Source organism: Lactococcus garvieae (assembly GCF_016027715.1).
Lineage (GTDB): Bacteria > Bacillota > Bacilli > Lactobacillales > Streptococcaceae > Lactococcus > Lactococcus garvieae_A.
Genome location: NZ_CP065691.1, coordinates 1,623,879 through 1,640,495, shown reverse-complemented (window position 1 = coordinate 1,640,495; position 16,617 = coordinate 1,623,879). Strand labels below are relative to the sequence as shown.

At 38.1% G+C, this 16,617-nt stretch carries 16 protein-coding genes; 11 read left to right on the top strand and 5 right to left on the bottom strand.

Features of this window, described 5'->3' with window-relative positions:
• The first annotated feature begins 354 nt into the window (after nucleotides 1–354).
• Nucleotides 355–1,533 (top strand): MFS transporter, encoded by a 1,179-nt coding sequence (locus tag I6G50_RS08215; RefSeq protein WP_197908510.1) that lies wholly within the window; start codon nucleotides 355–357, stop codon nucleotides 1,531–1,533.
• Nucleotides 1,534–1,545: 12 nt separating this feature from the next.
• On the opposite strand, the gene I6G50_RS08210 is transcribed toward I6G50_RS08215, so the two are convergent.
• The gene (locus I6G50_RS08210; protein ID WP_197908508.1) at nucleotides 1,546–2,268 is read right to left on the bottom strand and encodes a DUF975 family protein; all 723 of its coding nucleotides are present in this window, start codon (nucleotides 2,266–2,268) and stop codon (nucleotides 1,546–1,548) included.
• A 132-nt stretch (nucleotides 2,269–2,400) separates the two neighbouring features.
• Between I6G50_RS08210 and tgt the strand changes: the two genes are divergently transcribed.
• From tgt to I6G50_RS08190, 4 genes are all read left to right on the top strand, one after another.
• Nucleotides 2,401–3,549, top strand: coding sequence for a tRNA guanosine(34) transglycosylase Tgt (gene tgt, locus I6G50_RS08205; protein WP_003136040.1), 1,149 nt, complete (start codon nucleotides 2,401–2,403; stop codon nucleotides 3,547–3,549).
• Nucleotides 3,550–3,675: 126 nt separating this feature from the next.
• Nucleotides 3,676–5,625 (top strand): alpha-amylase family glycosyl hydrolase, encoded by a 1,950-nt coding sequence (locus tag I6G50_RS08200; protein ID WP_197908507.1) that lies wholly within the window; start codon nucleotides 3,676–3,678, stop codon nucleotides 5,623–5,625.
• A 79-nt stretch (nucleotides 5,626–5,704) separates the two neighbouring features.
• The gene (locus tag I6G50_RS08195; protein WP_197908505.1) at nucleotides 5,705–6,454 is read left to right on the top strand and encodes a tRNA1(Val) (adenine(37)-N6)-methyltransferase; all 750 of its coding nucleotides are present in this window, start codon (nucleotides 5,705–5,707) and stop codon (nucleotides 6,452–6,454) included.
• Between the two features lie 133 nt (nucleotides 6,455–6,587).
• Nucleotides 6,588–7,637, top strand: a complete 1,050-nt coding sequence (locus I6G50_RS08190; protein WP_197908503.1) for a BMP family lipoprotein — start codon at nucleotides 6,588–6,590, stop codon at nucleotides 7,635–7,637.
• A gap of 33 nt (nucleotides 7,638–7,670) precedes the next feature.
• On the opposite strand, the gene I6G50_RS08185 is transcribed toward I6G50_RS08190, so the two are convergent.
• The 4 genes from I6G50_RS08185 to I6G50_RS08170 form a co-directional block, all read right to left on the bottom strand.
• The gene (locus I6G50_RS08185) at nucleotides 7,671–7,895 is read right to left on the bottom strand and encodes a DUF1797 family protein (protein WP_003136047.1); all 225 of its coding nucleotides are present in this window, start codon (nucleotides 7,893–7,895) and stop codon (nucleotides 7,671–7,673) included.
• Between the two features lie 54 nt (nucleotides 7,896–7,949).
• Nucleotides 7,950–9,278: a glycosyltransferase family 4 protein gene (locus I6G50_RS08180; protein WP_197908502.1), complete on the bottom strand. Its 1,329-nt coding sequence runs from the start codon at nucleotides 9,276–9,278 to the stop codon at nucleotides 7,950–7,952.
• A 12-nt stretch (nucleotides 9,279–9,290) separates the two neighbouring features.
• On the bottom strand, nucleotides 9,291–10,289 hold the full coding sequence (locus I6G50_RS08175) for a glycosyltransferase (protein ID WP_197908500.1): 999 nt from the start codon (nucleotides 10,287–10,289) through the stop codon (nucleotides 9,291–9,293).
• Between the two features lie 97 nt (nucleotides 10,290–10,386).
• On the bottom strand, nucleotides 10,387–11,604 hold the full coding sequence (locus I6G50_RS08170; protein ID WP_081165926.1) for a S1C family serine protease: 1,218 nt from the start codon (nucleotides 11,602–11,604) through the stop codon (nucleotides 10,387–10,389).
• A 305-nt stretch (nucleotides 11,605–11,909) separates the two neighbouring features.
• On the opposite strand from I6G50_RS08170, the gene rlmH reads away from it, so the two are divergent.
• From rlmH to rseP, 6 genes are all read left to right on the top strand, one after another.
• Nucleotides 11,910–12,389, top strand: coding sequence for a 23S rRNA (pseudouridine(1915)-N(3))-methyltransferase RlmH (gene rlmH, locus I6G50_RS08165; protein WP_081165923.1), 480 nt, complete (start codon nucleotides 11,910–11,912; stop codon nucleotides 12,387–12,389).
• A complete protein-coding gene (locus I6G50_RS08160) occupies nucleotides 12,386–13,033 on the top strand; it encodes a DNA alkylation repair protein (protein WP_197908498.1) in 648 nt (215 codons plus the stop codon). The genes rlmH and I6G50_RS08160 overlap by 4 nt, the downstream gene beginning before the upstream one ends.
• Nucleotides 13,034–13,107: 74 nt before the next feature.
• Complete coding sequence (gene yajC, locus I6G50_RS08155; RefSeq protein ID WP_003136054.1) at nucleotides 13,108–13,443, top strand: preprotein translocase subunit YajC; 336 nt, start codon at nucleotides 13,108–13,110, stop codon at nucleotides 13,441–13,443.
• A 201-nt stretch (nucleotides 13,444–13,644) separates the two neighbouring features.
• Nucleotides 13,645–14,382: an isoprenyl transferase gene (locus tag I6G50_RS08150; RefSeq protein ID WP_003136055.1), complete on the top strand. Its 738-nt coding sequence runs from the start codon at nucleotides 13,645–13,647 to the stop codon at nucleotides 14,380–14,382.
• Entirely contained in the window at nucleotides 14,379–15,173 is a 795-nt protein-coding gene (locus I6G50_RS08145; RefSeq protein WP_003136056.1) for a phosphatidate cytidylyltransferase, read from the top strand. The genes I6G50_RS08150 and I6G50_RS08145 overlap by 4 nt, the downstream gene beginning before the upstream one ends.
• A 169-nt stretch (nucleotides 15,174–15,342) precedes the next feature.
• Nucleotides 15,343–16,590 (top strand): RIP metalloprotease RseP, encoded by a 1,248-nt coding sequence (gene rseP / locus I6G50_RS08140; RefSeq protein WP_197908496.1) that lies wholly within the window; start codon nucleotides 15,343–15,345, stop codon nucleotides 16,588–16,590.
• Nucleotides 16,591–16,617: the final 27 nt, after the last annotated feature.

Genomic DNA, 16,617 nt, shown 5'->3' with positions numbered 1-16,617 from the left:
AACTCCTTAAATTTTTTATTTACTTTATTATACCTTCCAAAAAGCACAGAGAATTCAGTCTTTCGAATGATTTTTCCTATAATAAAAATAAAGTGAACTTTGAAGGAGAAATGGCAAACGGAAAATACAACAGTAATATTGTCGCAGTTTAAAAATACAACACTCGTTAAAGATTGCTGAATGAGGGTGGATATAATATAGGAAAGCTTCGGGAAATTAAAATAAGCAGAAAAATGATATAATAGTTTGTAACTAAAATAAGCTATAATCAATAAAATGATAGGATAAGCTCTCGGAAACGGGAGTTTTCCTGCTTTTTATTTGCTCGATAGCGCATACAAGAGAAGGAGAAAAATGAAAAAAGAAAAGTTATGGACGACAAGTTTTATTATTAATATGTTACTTAATTTTATATATTATTTAGTGTTTTATATTCCAACGATTGTTATCGGTACACATGCAATGGCAAAATATCATGCCTCAGCAGGTACAGCTGGTATTTTAACAGGACTTTTTATTGTCGGTAGTTTGTTTGCCCGTCTTTGGACAGGAAATAATATTGGAAAATGGGGAGCAAAGAAAATGCTCTATATAGGGACAAGTATCTACCTTCTTTTTGGGTTGGTATACTATATTGTTCCTAGTGTTGAGAGCTTACTTTTACTTCGCTTCTTACATGGTATAGGATTTGGTATTGCAACCACAGCTTCAGGTACACTTGCAGGAGCAACTGTCCCCCCATCTCGTAGAGGTGAAGGAATTGGTTACTATGCTTTATCTGTCACGATGTCTTCTGCGATTGGCCCTTTTCTTTCCATGTTTCTGTATGGTAAGTATGGTTTCACCCTTTTAATTCATCTTTCTAATGTGCTTTTGTTTATCGCACTTATTGGTGTTTTCTTTATCAAAGCGCCACATACAGTGCCAACTGTAGAAAGTCAAATGAAGAAAAAATTTGCTTGGTCAAATTATTTTGAGAAGAAAGCTGTTTCTATCTCAGTAGTGGGTATGCTCATAGGGGTATCCTATTCAAGTATTTTAGCTTTTATGAATGCTTATTCTTCAGCAATTGGTTTAACTACTGCGGGTTCCTTGTTTTTCCTCATCTACGCTCTGGCAATCTTATTTTCTCGTCCTGTAACTGGGCGTATCTTTGATACAAAAGGAGACAACTATGTTATGTATCCTGTGTTTATCTTATTTGCGATTGGTTTAACTTTGATTGGTTGGGCACAATCTTCATTTGTTTTGCTTTTTGCAGCTATTTTTATTGGCTTAGGATATGGTTCGTTTTCACCTTTTGGTCAAGCTATTGCTATTCGTAGTTCAGGTATTGATCGCATAGGTGTTTCTACATCAACATTCTTTGGCTTTTTGGACATGGGTGTAGGATTTGGGCCGTTTATCATGGGATTACTTGTTCCTTTTTTAGGTTATCGTAATCTTTACTATGTATCAGCAATTTTTACATTATTTATTATCGTAATATATTATTTCACACATGGGAAAAAAGTAAAAAAAGAAGTTCAATAGAACTTCTTTTTTTTAGTATGAATTTTGAGGATTGTCGATCAAACTTTGGTAGTAAGCGATTGTTGACATCTCTATATATGGTGTAGTCCAGAATTTGGCTAAACCAAGGGTAACCCCTACAAGAATGTACCAAAGGATAAAGCTGAGCATAAAGAGGAAGTAGTTGCCACGTGAACCGCGCATAACCTGAGAAGATGTGTTAAGTACACCCCACACTCCATTGTAAGTTCCTGACTCTAACTGGTCAAAAAGGATATAATCCTTTTGAGACCAACCAAGGCCGAGATAAATTGCAAATGGGATACCAATAATAGTAATAGTTAAAAGACCAATCAGTAATCCAGAAACCAAATGAATGATAAAAATCTTAGTCCAGCTTCCGTCTTTAAAAGGAATGAAAACATTTTTAAAGCGTGGATTTTCTCTTTCACCGCGGTAAATTTTAATGTAATTAAATCGAGCACCAACGGTAATAACATCAATAGCTACAGAAATCAAAAGGCCTACCAAGGCTCCTAAAAGTATCGCTATCAGTACAGAAAATAGCAGTGTAGCAGTTACATCATTTGCATCAAAACTATTGAGTGTACTCATATTAGAGTCATTGTTTGATTGGTAAGTGACGTTTGTTGTAATAATTCCCCAGAAAATAGGAATCAGAAAGAGACGTAGTTTAGCACCAAAATTCTCTCTCAGTGCGTCTTTTGCTCTCTCTTTTAAATCTTTAAATATCATAGAAACCTCCAATTCTTAGAATACCATAAAAGATAAAGCTGAACAAACAAAAACTTTTAAATAAGCGGCGGGAGATAGGCTGGGAAAAAACAAAGTTTTTTGGTATACTTGTAGAAGTTTAAAGGAGTTTACATGACTGAACATGCAATAAAATACAGACTAATTAAAAAAGAAAAACACACTGGTGCTCGTCTTGGTGAAATTATCACCCCACACGGAACCTTCCCTACACCTATGTTTATGCCTGTAGGTACGCAAGCGACGGTCAAGACCCAATCCCCTGAAGAATTAAAAGAGATGGGTTCTGGGATTATTCTTGCCAATACGTATCACTTATGGCTGCGTCCTGGTGATGAGCTTGTTGCACAAGCGGGAGGACTCCATAAGTTTATGAATTGGGACCAACCTATTCTCACAGACAGTGGAGGCTTTCAAGTTTACTCGTTGGTACAAAACAAGAAAAACATCACTGAAGATGGCGTGAAGTTTAAGAGTCATTTAGATGGGCGTGAACTTTTTCTAAACCCCGAAAAGGCCATTTCCATTCAAAATAATTTGGGCTCAGATATTATGATGAGCTTTGATGAATGTCCACCTTTCTATCAGCCTTACGATTATGTCAAGGCTTCTGTTGAACGTACATCGCGTTGGGCAGAACGTGGTTTAAAAGCGCACCAACGTCCACATGATCAAGGGCTTTTTGGCATCGTTCAGGGTGCAGGCTTTGAAGATCTTCGTCGTCAGTCAGCGCGTGACCTTGTCAGCATGGATTTCCCAGGCTATTCTATTGGAGGACTTGCAGTAGGGGAATCCCATGCCGAAATGAATGCAGTTCTTGACTTTACAACGCCACTTTTACCTGAGGACAAACCTCGTTATCTTATGGGAGTTGGTGCTCCTGACAGCTTGATTGATGGTGTAATTCGTGGTATAGATATGTTTGACTGTGTCTTGCCGACACGCATTGCACGTAATGGTACCGCAATGACCAGCTTTGGACGTGTGAATATCAAAAATGCAAAGTATGAATTGGATTTCACACCGCTTGATCCAGAGTGTGATTGCTATTGCTGTTCAAATTATACACGCGCTTATTTACGTCATTTGTTTAAAGCAGATGAGACATTTGGCTTGCGCTTGATGAGCACTCACAACCTCCACTTCTTGATTAACCTTATGAAGAATGTTCGTCAAGCCATTATGGATGACAATCTCTTAGAATTTCGAGAAGATTTCTGTGAAAAATATGGTTATAATAAGCCAAATGCTAAGAATTTTTAAAAAAGGAGAAGAAGGCTTTAAGCTTTCTTTTTTCTTTAGCAGAGCCCTTATAAGAATATAATCTCCTGTAAAAAAATGTTAGAATAAAAGAACATTAGGCCAGTTGTTAAAGGGAGGTTTCTCACAATGCTAAATATTTTACAATACGATCCATACCTAGAACCATTTAAAGAAGATCTTTCTCTCCGATTATTCGAGTTTGCTAGGACCAAAAAAAGACTGTTAGGGATGGAAGGTAAACTGTCTGATTTTGCTAATGGCTATAAGTACTTTGGTTTCCAGCAAGAAAAAGACAATTGGACTTTCCGTGAGTGGGCGCCTCATGCAGAAAAAGCTTTTTTAGTGGGAGATTTTAATGAATGGGACGGCAAGCAACATGAGTTAAAAGCTGCTTACGGAGGGGTATGGGAAATCACTGTTCCTGGCCTTTTACCCATTGGTTCAAAAGTTAAGGTTAAACTTATCATTAATGGAGCGGAAGTTTTTAGAGTGCCTTCCTATGCGCTGTATGCTGTTCAAAATGAATATTTAGAACTGGATGGAGTCATTAGTAATCCCCAATATTCTTTTAAGCATAAGTCACCTGTTTTAAAGGATGAAGCGCCTCTTATTTATGAAGCTCACATAGGTATTTCTAGTGAAGACTATAAGATAAATAGCTACAAAGAATTTACAAAAGATATCCTGCCGCGTATCAAAAAAGCAGGTTACAACACAATCCAACTTATGGCTATTATGGAGCATCCACTGTATGCGAGCTTTGGCTATCAGGTCTCTAATTTTTTTGCTATATCAAGTCGCTTCGGTCGTCCTGAGGATTTGATGCTTTTGATCGATACAGCCCATGGGATGGGACTTCGTGTTTTATTAGATGTGGTACACTCCCATGCCGTGAAGAATGTTGGAGATGGCCTTAATCTTTTTGATGGAAGTAGTTCTCAATATTTTCATGAAGGGGCGCGGGGAGAGCACGAGGCATGGAATACAAAATTATTTAATTATGGCAAAGACGAAGTTATCCATTTTCTTCTCTCTAATCTTAAGTTCTGGTTAGAAACCTATCGTTTTGATGGTTTCCGCTTTGATGGAGTAACCAGCATGCTGTATCATCATCATGGGTTAGGAGTAAGCTTTGACAGTTATGAAAAGTATTTCTCGACGGATACTGATATGGATGCAGTCGTGTATTTGATGTTAGCCAATGAACTCGTGCATCAAATTAATCCGAATGCGACAATGATTGCTGAAGACATGTCAGCTATGCCAGGGATGGCTATGCCGATTTCTGAGGGGGGGTTAGGTTTTGATTACCGGCTTTCTATGGGTGTTCCTGATTATTGGATCAAGCAGTTTAAAGAGAAAAAAGATGAAGATTTAGATTTGATGGCACTCTGGTGGGAACTCACCACACGTCGGCCTGGTGAGAAAAATATCGGTTATGCGGAGAGTCATGATCAAGCCTTGGTTGGAGATAAAACACTCATGATGTGGTTAGCGAATGAAGCTATCTACGATGCAATGGATATTCAGACGGATTCCTTGATTATTGATCGTGCTTTAGCTTTACATAAGTTAGTCCGTTTAATTACTTTCAGTCTAGCAGGGGAAGGCTATCTTAATTTTATGGGAAATGAATTTGGCCATCCTGAATGGCTGGATTTTCCAAGAGAAGGCAACGCGGACAGTTACCAGCACGCGCGGCGTCAATGGTCCTTAGCGGAAAATAAAGAGTTACGTTTTAAATATCTCTTGGCCTTTGACCATGATATGATTGCTTTAGAACATGACTATAAATTTTTGAACCAGACGGATAGTCTTCAGCAATATTGGATTAAAAATGAAGATAAACTTCTAGCCTATCGTAAAGGAAAACTGTTGTTTGTCTTCAATTTCCATCCCAATCAGGAACAAAAACTTAGTCTACATTTGCTACTGAAGCCAGAACTAATAATTGACACAGACGCGGCTAAATACGGTGGCTTTGGACCACGATCAAACTTTATTTATCAAGAAAAGGATGAAAAACTTGAACTGGTATTGGCTGCACGTACTGCCATGGTTTTTCGAGTAGAATAAAAAAAGTGAGTGCTATGCTCACTTTTTTGATGTCTCGCCTCCAATAGGATTTTAGATATGAAAATTGTATAATAGTAGAATGACAGATATCGAACTAAATCCTGGTGAGCGTATTGATCAGATTGCTGCATCAGAAGTACAAATAATCCAAAGTCGAGACGTTTTTTCTTTTTCTATAGATGCTATTCTTCTTGCACGCTTTCCTCGCCTTCCAAAGCAAGGAAATATTGTAGATATGTGTGCGGGAAATGGAGCGATAGGCCTTTTTGCCAGCTCAATGACAAAATCTCAAATTATCGAAATTGAACTTCAAGAACGTTTGGCGCAAATGGCAAAACGCTCGATTAAACTCAATCGTCTAGACGAGCAGATGACGGTCATCAATGATAACTTAAACAAGGCATTGGACTATATTAACACCTCATCTGTAGATTTAATTTTTTGTAATCCTCCTTATTTCAAGTTGGATGAGGAGAGCCATATTAATGAAAATCATCATTATACTTTGGCACGACACGAACTGGCTACGAATTTAGATGAGATATTTGAAACAAGTAAACGTCTCTTAAAAACTAATGGTCATCTCGCCATGGTGCATCGTCCAGAGCGTTTCTTTGAAATTGTCGATAAAATGAGGGAACATAATCTGATTCCAAAGCGTATCCAGTTTGTGTATCCAAAAGCTAATCAAGCAGCCAATATCTTACTGATTGATGCCATCAAAGATGGTAAGCCTGGGGGAGAGATTTTTCTACCACCTTTAATTATTCATGACCAAGACGGAAGTTATACCCAAGAGGTTCAAGAAATTTATTATGGAAAGTCCTAAAAGCTGGGGCTTTTTTACTTTATAATTTCTGTAAAGTTTTACTAAAAAGCATTTTTTATGCGAAAATATTTTCAAAATAAGTATTCTTATGTTATAGTAGGTGTCTATTAAAATGTTGGAGGAATTTAATTTAATGAATAAACGTATTTTTACACTCGGTGCGCTTGCACTTGCATCAGTCACTCTTTTAGCGGGCTGTCGTGGCCGAAATTCAGAGTCATCGGCTGCTAAAACAGATTTAAAAGTAGCACTTGTACCAAGTACAGGCGGAGTGGACGATCGTTCATTTAATCAATCTGCTTGGGAAGGCCTCCAAGATTGGGGTAAAGAAAATGGCTTGTCACAATCGAAAGGCATCAACTATTTTAATGCCAGTTCGGTTTCTGAGTACACAACCAACTTTAACTCAGCTGTGTCTGCAGGTTATGGTTTAGTATTTGGCGTGGGTTTTGACCTTCAAGAAGCAACTTCACAAGCAGCAAAAAATAATCCTGATACTAAATTCACCATTATTGATTCTGTTATAAAAGATCAAGACAATGTAGCATCAGCAACTTTTTCTGACCAAGAGGCAGCATATCTTGCAGGGGTAGCAGCAGCTAAAACTACTAAGACAAACAAGGTTGGTTTCATCGGTGGTATTGCCTCTGATATTATCACAGCCTTCCAAGTTGGTTTTCAAGCAGGTGTTAAATCGGTAAATCCTGATATAAAAGTAGACGTACAATATGCAGGATCTTTCCAAGATGCAGCCAAGGGTAAAACAATAGCTGCGGCAATGTACGGATCGGGTAACGATGTGATCTATCAAGCAGCAGGTGGTTCTGGTTCAGGCGTCTTTTCAGAAGCCAAAGCACTTAACGTAACGAAATCGGAAGCAGATAAAGTTTGGGTGATTGGAGTAGACCAAGATCAAGAATATCTAGGAAAATATACATCTAAAGATGGTAAAGACTCTAACTTCGTATTAGCATCATCAGTGAAAGAAGTAGGAGTTGCTGTTAAAGATATTGCTAATAAAACTAAGGACGATAAATTCCCTGGTGGACAAGTTCTCAACTATAATTTAGCAAATGGTGGAGTGAGTCTTGCAAAAGATAATTTATCAGATAAGACTTGGCAAGCAGTAGAAAAAGCAAAACAAGATATTATTGACGGCAAAGTAACAGTAGCTGAAAAATAAAAGACAAAAAAATCCATCAGTTGATGGATTTTTTTAATAAATCATATCGTAAAGTTCAATTGCTATGAGGTCGATATCATCAAAGATAGCAACATCTTTTTGCTTAGGGTATTTGATAGAAAAAGCAGTTTCTTCTGGCACGAAGCTTACAGTTGCAATAACTTCACCTTCGCGTTCAAAGTTGTAAGTTTCTTTTGGATCAGCAGTTTCAATCAAGCGATTTAAACGATCCATGATTGCCATCAAATGTGATTTCATTATTTCCTCCAATGCTTATCTTAGGACTGTTTCAGTTGTCCCGCAAGCCTTATTTCAATTTTCTTTATCTATTTTAACATAATTCTGTAGATTTTTAGCGAGTTTAGTTGCTTTTCTCGTTAAATATTGCGCTCTAATCTTTTCACGACGCAAAGAACGTTTCATTTGTCGTGACCATTTTTGAGTAATTACATCAAACTCATCTAAAAAGTGTTCAGAATTTTTACGTGCTTGGTATTCAACAATCGTATCTTGATAAAAATTATAGACTTGTTGAGCAAAGTTCTCTGCAGAAATTTCATATAATTTTTTATCGAATTTTTCTTGGTCAAGCTCTTGACTTTCATGTATAGCTGCTAGCACTGTTTCAACCATGTCTTCCTCTGAAGCAAAGAGACGACCAAACTCTTTATCGTCAATAAGCTGTGCAAGATAAGGGTTAACAGTAGCCAGAACTCTTGTGCCAGCGGCGAGTGCTTCCAGATAAGTCAATCCTTGAGTTTCAGAAGTAGAAGCCGAGATGAAAAAGTCAGCAGCTTTATAGTAGTAGGCTGTTTTTATATTTTCTACGGCACCCGTAAAGATAACATAATCTCCCATACCTAGCTCTGCTACTTGTTCTTGTAAGGATTTCATGTAGGGACCATCGCCGACAATAACCAGCTTAACTGCAGCTCTTTCCACTAACTGTGGCATGGCAGCAACAACCGCTTGGATATTTTTTTCAGGCGCAATCCGTGATAAGCTGAGAAGCATTGTTTCCCCGCTTGTGAGTCCTAAATTTTGTCGCAGCTCTTGGATTTCCGCTGGAGTAATTTCATCACGCTTGAAGCGAGACAGATCAATCCCGGTGGGAATAATCCGTTTAGGCAAGTCAATACCGTAACCATTGACAGTATCTAGTACCATTTGACTTGGACAAATAATGGCTTCACTCCCACGCAAAAAGTTTCTGATGATGTACTTAACCATGCTTGGACGAATTAAACGACCTTTAGCAATGTAATGAACATAATCTTCATATTTTGTATGTAGAGTGTGGATAACAGGTATTTGGAGCTGCTGAGCCACCATTTTTCCTAAGATGCCCATACCAAACTCAGTTTGTGTATGTATAATATCAAGCTGATAAGTTTGAGCAATTTGGTAGGCAGCAAAAACACCCTTGATGACCACCTTGCGCTCCGCAAGTGAGACAAAAGGGACACTTTGAAAGCGAATGATATTTTCAGGTTCATGGTCTACATCAGCATGTGGATCTGTTGTAGTAAAGATAAAAACCTGATGTCCGAGTTTTTCTAACTCAATGGTTAGGCTCTGAATACTTGTTGCTACTCCACTAATTTGTGGAAAATAGCTGTCTGTAAAAATTCCGATTCTCATAGTCTTTTTCTTTTATAACTCCAAAGTTTGGCGATAAGCAGCAGCAAGTTCAGAAGCGACATTTTCAATGGCGCGTGCTTGTGCTACTTTATAGCCTTTTTCTGTTTTATCAACTCTACCCTCTAATACTTCTTCGAGGGCATGGACGAAGCCGTCAATATCTGTCGCCATGCTCGCTGATGTATTATCAAGCCAGCCTTGATAGACGGGAATATCTCGCACGACTACATCTTGATGACTTGCGAGTGCTTCCAGAACCACTATACCTTCAGTTTCTTCACGGGATGCAAAGAAGAAGGCATCAGCGGCCGTCATAGCACCCTCAAAAACATCACCTTTAATATAGCCTGGGAAGAGGACGTTATTAGGATGATTCTTTTTGACTAAGCGGCGTACCCAGCCAGGGATAGTCCATAGGTTTTGATAGCCAAACCAGATAAAGCGCACATCTGGCATTTTTTCTGCTACTTTGACAAAATCATCAATGCCCTTGCGTTTAAAATAAAGCCCAGCGCAGATGACAACTTTTTGATTATCCTCAATGTTGAAATGCTGACGAAATGCCTGCTCTTTCTCTGGGCTTGCTTGATATTTGCTCAAATCAATCCCGTTAGAAATGGGTAAAATAGGACATGTTAAACCATACCCCCTTAAGAGACTGGCAGAGTATACTGTAGGCGTAATGACCAAGTCGGCTTGGCGATAAAAACGCATCAAATAGCGTTTAAATAAAGGAGATATCAAGTTGGAACCGACAAAAGAGTCACGAAAATCTTCTTCCGTAGAGTGACCATGAAAGATCACTTTTTTGCCAGCTTTTTTGGCTTTTTTGAGCATACGCCAGCTCTGAGGCCCATAGGTATTGAGATGCAGAATATCATAGTCATCGTTTGGATTTTGGGTCCACTCGACTTGCATCAAATCTAAGGCACGTTGTTGATGTTTCATTGCACGACCAATTCCTGAACGACTCAAAATTTGCTCGGCTTCTAAATAAAGTAATATTTTCATGCTTGATTCTATTTTACCATAATTTTATTAACAAAAAATAACTATCCGTCATATTGTCTGTCAATTAAAAAATCCTCTATCAAGAGGATTTATATTTTCAATTTTGTTTGTCGAAGTTAATATCACTGCTTGTTTTATCAAGCTTAACGTTAGCAGTAGCTTTTTTCCCATCACGGTAGTAAGTTACTTTAATAGTATCACCGATAGAAGATTTATAAAGTGTACTTTGAAGATTTACGCTTGAAGTAATTTCGTCATCATTAATTTTGACGATAACATCGCCTTGTTTGAGTCCAGCCTTGGCTGCGGGCATACCTGATTGAACTTCAGCAACCGCTACACCATTTGTGACATCTTCTGGTAGATTAAGGGAAGCCAAACTATTTTGTGAAAGGCTTGAGAGGTTGACCATTTGAACGCCTAAGGCAGGACGTATCACTTTTCCATCTTTTTCAAGTTTATTAATGATATTGACAACATCATTTGCAGGAATAGCGAATCCCATCCCTTCTACAGACACGCCACTGCTACTTGTACCACTTGGTGTTGAGGTAATCTTACTTGATGTGATACCGATGACTTGTCCTTCGATATTGATGAGGGCACCTCCAGAGTTACCTGGATTGATGGCCGCATCTGTTTGGATAGCATTGACATTGATGGTTTGGCCTTGACTATTTTGAAGGACAACATTTCGGTTAAGACTTGAAACAATTCCTTCCGTTGCAGAATTGGCATATTCACTTCCAAGAGGAGAACCAACTGCTATTGCAGGTTCACCAACAGTCAGTTTATCCGAATTCCCAAAAGTGGCTGTCTCTTTGACATATTTAGCATCAATTTTGAGGACAGCCAAATCAGAAAAGGCGTCTGATCCCACGACTTCGGCAGTTACTTTTTGGCCGCCCGCCATGAGAACCTCTAATGAAGATGCACCTTCGACCACGTGGTAGTTTGTCACAACATAAGCTGTATTGCCATCTTTTTTATAGATTACACCAGATCCTTCCCCTGCCAGCTGTGGACTACTAGAACTTTCATTACTTCTATTGCCATTACCAAAGATACTATCTAAATCTTCGCTTGAAGATGACTTTTGATAGTTGAGGACAGAGACGACAGTGTTTGAAATTGTTTTTATTGCTTTGGTTGTATCTGTATTGACTTGTACATTAACCGTACTAACAGCGTTATTTTGACTATTAGTGGTTGTTGGTGTGTTGGTCATGCTTTGATAAACAGCACTACCTCCTAGAGCGATAGCACCACCAGCTACGCCAGTGATTAGCAGTGAGGCGATATTTTTTTTTGCCATAGTACAAGATTCTCCTTTTTCCATTAAGAAATATTTATACACAAGTATAATGCACATTCCTTAAATAATCTTTAATATAATGCTAATAATTAAGGGATACTCACACCTATAATAATACCTTAAAAGCAGATAAAAAGGAAATAGTAGGAAAAGTTTTCCACAATTTTGTGTAGAACTCTCCCTGAATTGTGAACAAGTGAATAAAATTTAAGGCTTTTCCACAGAAATGTGGATAAACTATTGAAAATGTTGATAAATATTGCTTTCATTTTGCTTTCAATTGGGGAAAAAGATAAAATAGGAGTATGAAAATAAAATTTATCGTTGTAGGAAAGCTGAAAGAGAAATATCTAAAGGATGGTATAGCGGAGTATCAAAAGCGGATGCGTACTATGATGCCAGTAGAAATCATAGAATTGCCTGATGAAAAGATTCCCGATAACCCATCGGATAAGGAAAAAGAAGCTGTTAAAAACCGTGAAGGTGAAAAAATTCTCGCACGTATTGAGGATGGGGATAAGTTGGCCATACTTGCAATTCAAGGAAAGCTAATGACGAGCGAAGATTTAGCAGAATTTGTAAAACATTGTGAAGTTTATGGTACACGCAATTTAGTTTTAGTAATCGGCGGTTCCTTAGGGCTTTCTGATGCTGTGTATAAAAGAAGTGACTTACAGATCTCATTTGGACGCTTTACCTTACCACATCAACTTATGCGCCTCGTATTGATTGAACAAGTTTATCGGGCACAGATGATTAACCGAGGGAGTGCTTACCATAAATGAAAATTATTGAGGAATTTCAGACACATGCGGACATCGATAGAGCAGCCAAACAAGAAGCATATTTACGTCATCAGTTTAAATTTTTAGGTTTAACTTCTCCAGTGCGCCGTGCCTTATCCAAGGAGTTTCTTAAAGAAAAAGCCAAAGAGAAGGCCATTGATTGGAGCCTTGTGGATAAGTTATGGTTAGAGGAAAAAAGAGAATTTCAGTATCTCGCTTGTGACTATCTTCGTCAAATGAAGAAAATTCTGACTGTTTCAGATTTACCTAAAATCCAGCAACTCGCAACGGAAAAATCTTGGTGGGAAACAGTAGATAGTTTAGATGAACTTGTAGGAACGATATTGCAATCTGATTCTTCTGCTGTCCAAATCATTTTACAATGGTCTAGGCATGACAACTTTTGGGTTCGGCGAATTGCTATTGATTGTCAACTGGGTTTTAAAGAAAGTACCGATAAAGACCTCTTATCAAAAGTTATTCTCAACAATTTGGGATCAAATGAATTTTTTATTAATAAAGCAATAGGTTGGGCTTTGCGTGACTATTCCAAGACTAATCCAGAATGGGTGCGAGCGTTTCTCTCACAACATAGCGATGAATTATCTTCTTTATCCCGCCGAGAAGCAGGAAAATATTTATAGACAGCCCTTACAAAATGTGCTATAATAGTCCTATTGTCTGTGGATAATCAATGTTTTAAAGGAGAAATTAATAAATGAATATGATGTCTTTGATCTTAATGGTTGTTGTAGTAGGTGGGATGATGTTCTTCATGAACCGTAGCCAAAAGAAAGCCCAACAACAACGTCAAGAACAATTGAATTCAATGGTTATTGGTGCAGATATCGTGACTATCGGTGGTTTGCATGGTACTTTGAGTGCTGTCAATGAAGCTGATGCTACAATCGAACTTGATTGTGAAGGTGTAATCTTAACTTTTGATCGTGCAGCTGTAAAAACAGTAAAAAACAATACTGTTGTAGCACCAACAGTTTCAGAAACACCAGTGGTTGAAGAAACAAAAACTGAAGATAACCCAATCGAAGAATAAGCAATAAAAGATAAGTTTAAAAGCCTATCAAGTTTGATAGGTTTTTTCTTTTTCAAAAATTGCCTCTCATTTTAAAGAAATCACATGAAGATAAAGCATGTATGAAAACCTCTCCAGACCTATCAGAGAGCAAAACATGTCGAATTACACTGTGTTTTTCTTCAAAATATGATAAAATGGGGGTACTAACTGTGAGGTGCTATGTTTAATAACTTAAAAAATAACTCGCAAGAGCAAATTCCAGTGCCACAGCATATTGGAATCATTATGGATGGAAATGGTCGTTGGGCTAAAAGCCAAGGTAAGCCAAGAATTTTTGGGCACAAGGCCGGAATGGATGCCTTGAAAACAGCCGCTATTCATGGTCAACACCGTGGAGTAAAGGTAATGACTGTCTATGCTTTTTCGACAGAAAATTGGTCTCGTCCGATGGATGAAGTTAAATTTATCATGAGTTTACCGATTGACTTCTATAGTAAATATCTGCCAATTCTTAATGCAGAAAATATCCAAATTAGGATGATTGGCGAACGGGATGGCCTACCAAAAGCGACATTGAATTCCATTGATCGAGCTGCGGCTGAAACAGCCAATAATACGGGAATGATTTTAAATTTTGCCATGAATTATGGTGGGCGACGCGACATTTTGTTAGCTGTACAAGAACTGGCGAAAAGTGGCAAGGACATGACTAACATTACTGAAGAAGAACTTTCTTCGTACTTGCAAACGTCTATCTTACCTGAGGAATTACGCGATCCAGACTTGATTATTCGTACCTCAGGCGAGTTACGCCTGTCTAATTTTTTACCTTGGCAAGCTGCGTACAGTGAACTTTATTTTACTGATACATCTTGGCCAGATTTTGATGAAGCAGCCCTAGATGCTGCCATCTTAGAATTTCAAAAGCGTGATCGTAGATATGGAGGAGTAAAATGATAAAGCGTATAATCACCGCTATTATCGGAGGAGCCGTTTTTATAGGACTCATGTTGATGGGCGGGGCTTTTTTCCAAATTTTCATAGCTATATTGGTTATGTTAGCTATGAATGAATTATTCAAGATGCATAAACTGCAGCTGATGTCCTTTGAAGGCATTTTATCAACAATGGCGGCACTTTGCTTAGCCTTACCTATCGGTAAATATTTCTTTGGAATGCCAACTGAAGGGAGTATGCTTCTCTTCATGCTATGCTTGTTTGCCATGTTGACAGCTATGGTTTTATCCAAAGGTTCGTATAATTTTGATGATATTGGCTTCCCTTTCCTTTCTGCTTTTTATGTAGGGATTGGGTTTCAAAGCTTACTTTTAGCACGCGAAAGTGGTTTAGCTGTTGTCTTTCTCGCCTTATTCATTGTTTGGGCAACAGACATTGGAGCTTACTTTGTGGGGAAATCTATTGGTAAACGTAAGCTGATACCTGAAGTTTCACCTAATAAAACAGTGGAAGGTTCTATTGGAGGAGTGGCCTCAGCAGTGGTTGTTGCCATCCTTATGTTTATCTTTTATAAGAATGAATTACCGCAAATTGGATTTATCAAACTTATTCTTTTCACTATAGTCTTCTCAATCGTGGGACAAATCGGAGATTTAGTAGAATCAAGTATTAAACGTCATTATGGTGTTAAAGATTCAGGTAAACTATTACCTGGACATGGAGGCGTACTTGACCGCTTTGATAACTTAATTTTTGTCTTTCCAATTATGCACTTACTTGGCCTCTTTTAAGCTTGGTCAGTTAAAGTTGTTGCACTTAAAATACTCTCACTTCACTTTTTATTACGCTTTAGGTAAAATAGAGTGTTAAGGAGAGTTTTATTTCAAAGAAAATAAGAAATCGAGCTCTAAAAATCTTCAGAAAAGAACAGAAGTTTAGAATATTAAGGGAGGATCATTATTGATTCAAACACTGGTAACATTTATTATTGTCTTTGGCATTATTGTTGTTGTACATGAATATGGTCATCTTTTCTTTGCAAAGCGCGCGGGGATTTTAGTTCGGGAATTTTCGATTGGTATGGGTCCGAAAATTTTTGCGCATCAAGCCAAAGACGGTACATTTTATAGTATTCGTATTCTTCCTCTTGGTGGTTATGTTCGTATGGCTGGCTGGGGTGACGATACTACAGAAATAAAAAAAGGTACACCAGCCTCTGTAATGATTGCTGACAATCAGGTCGTAAAAATTAATCTTTCAGACCGGGTAACCTTGGAAAATAGTGTCCCCATGTTGGTCACTGAATACGATTTTGAAAAAGAACTTTTCATCGAAGGCGAAGTTTTTGGAGAAATTACACGTTATTCAGTTGACCATGATGCAACGATCATTGAAGGCGATGGCACGGAAATCCGTATCGCGCCTCTCGACGTACAATATCAAAGTGCTAGCGTAATCGGCAAGATATTGACAAACTTTGCAGGTCCTTTAAATAATTTTATTTTAGGAATTATAGCTTTTATCATTATCACTTTTATGCAAGGTGGTGTACCTTCAAATACAAATCAGATTGGACAAATTCAATCAGGGACACCAGCTTATACGGCAGGGCTGAAACCTAAGGACAAAATCCAAGCCGTAGATGGACATGAAACAAACAACTGGAATGAAGTTGTTCAACGCATAAGTGCAAATGAAGGAAAAGCCATCACGTTTGATATCGAACGGGATGGGACCAACAAGTCAGTAGAAATTAAACCTGAAAAAATAGAAGGTAGATACCGTATTGGTATCACCCAATCCATCAAGACGGGCTTTATAGATAAACTCACAGGTGGGTTTACACAGGCGATCAATGCCACGACTTTAATCTTTAAAGCTTTAGGTAACCTCATCTCCCAACCGAGTCTTGATAAGCTGGGTGGTCCGGTTGCTATCTATGACTTAAGTGGTCAGGCAGCGCGTGAAGGAATAGTATCTGTTATTGCTTTGCTTGCTATGCTGTCCATTAATCTCGGAATTGTAAATCTCATTCCAATACCTGTTCTTGATGGTGGTAAAATTGTTCTTAACATAGTTGAAGCGTTACGTGGTAAACCACTTTCACAAGAAAAAGAAGGAGTATTAACCCTTATTGGTCTTGTCTTTATGGTTGTCCTCATGATCGCTGTGACTTGGAATGATATTCTCCGCGCTTTTATCAGATAAGAAACGAAAATTTAAGGAATAATAAAA

What these genes read in the sequence shown, in the direction of transcription:
- I6G50_RS08215 (WP_197908510.1), top strand. Translation starts at nt 355, where the DNA reads ATGAAAAAAGAAAAGTTATGGACGACAAGTTTTATTATTAATATGTTA.
- I6G50_RS08210 (WP_197908508.1), bottom strand. Translation starts at nt 2,268, where the DNA reads ATGATATTTAAAGATTTAAAAGAGAGAGCAAAAGACGCACTGAGAGAG.
- tgt (WP_003136040.1), top strand. Translation starts at nt 2,401, where the DNA reads ATGACTGAACATGCAATAAAATACAGACTAATTAAAAAAGAAAAACAC.
- I6G50_RS08200 (WP_197908507.1), top strand. Translation starts at nt 3,676, where the DNA reads ATGCTAAATATTTTACAATACGATCCATACCTAGAACCATTTAAAGAA.
- I6G50_RS08195 (WP_197908505.1), top strand. Translation starts at nt 5,705, where the DNA reads ATGACAGATATCGAACTAAATCCTGGTGAGCGTATTGATCAGATTGCT.
- I6G50_RS08190 (WP_197908503.1), top strand. Translation starts at nt 6,588, where the DNA reads ATGAATAAACGTATTTTTACACTCGGTGCGCTTGCACTTGCATCAGTC.
- I6G50_RS08185 (WP_003136047.1), bottom strand. Translation starts at nt 7,895, where the DNA reads ATGAAATCACATTTGATGGCAATCATGGATCGTTTAAATCGCTTGATT.
- I6G50_RS08180 (WP_197908502.1), bottom strand. Translation starts at nt 9,278, where the DNA reads ATGAGAATCGGAATTTTTACAGACAGCTATTTTCCACAAATTAGTGGA.
- I6G50_RS08175 (WP_197908500.1), bottom strand. Translation starts at nt 10,289, where the DNA reads ATGAAAATATTACTTTATTTAGAAGCCGAGCAAATTTTGAGTCGTTCA.
- I6G50_RS08170 (WP_081165926.1), bottom strand. Translation starts at nt 11,604, where the DNA reads ATGGCAAAAAAAAATATCGCCTCACTGCTAATCACTGGCGTAGCTGGT.
- rlmH (WP_081165923.1), top strand. Translation starts at nt 11,910, where the DNA reads ATGAAAATAAAATTTATCGTTGTAGGAAAGCTGAAAGAGAAATATCTA.
- I6G50_RS08160 (WP_197908498.1), top strand. Translation starts at nt 12,386, where the DNA reads ATGAAAATTATTGAGGAATTTCAGACACATGCGGACATCGATAGAGCA.
- yajC (WP_003136054.1), top strand. Translation starts at nt 13,108, where the DNA reads ATGAATATGATGTCTTTGATCTTAATGGTTGTTGTAGTAGGTGGGATG.
- I6G50_RS08150 (WP_003136055.1), top strand. Translation starts at nt 13,645, where the DNA reads ATGTTTAATAACTTAAAAAATAACTCGCAAGAGCAAATTCCAGTGCCA.
- I6G50_RS08145 (WP_003136056.1), top strand. Translation starts at nt 14,379, where the DNA reads ATGATAAAGCGTATAATCACCGCTATTATCGGAGGAGCCGTTTTTATA.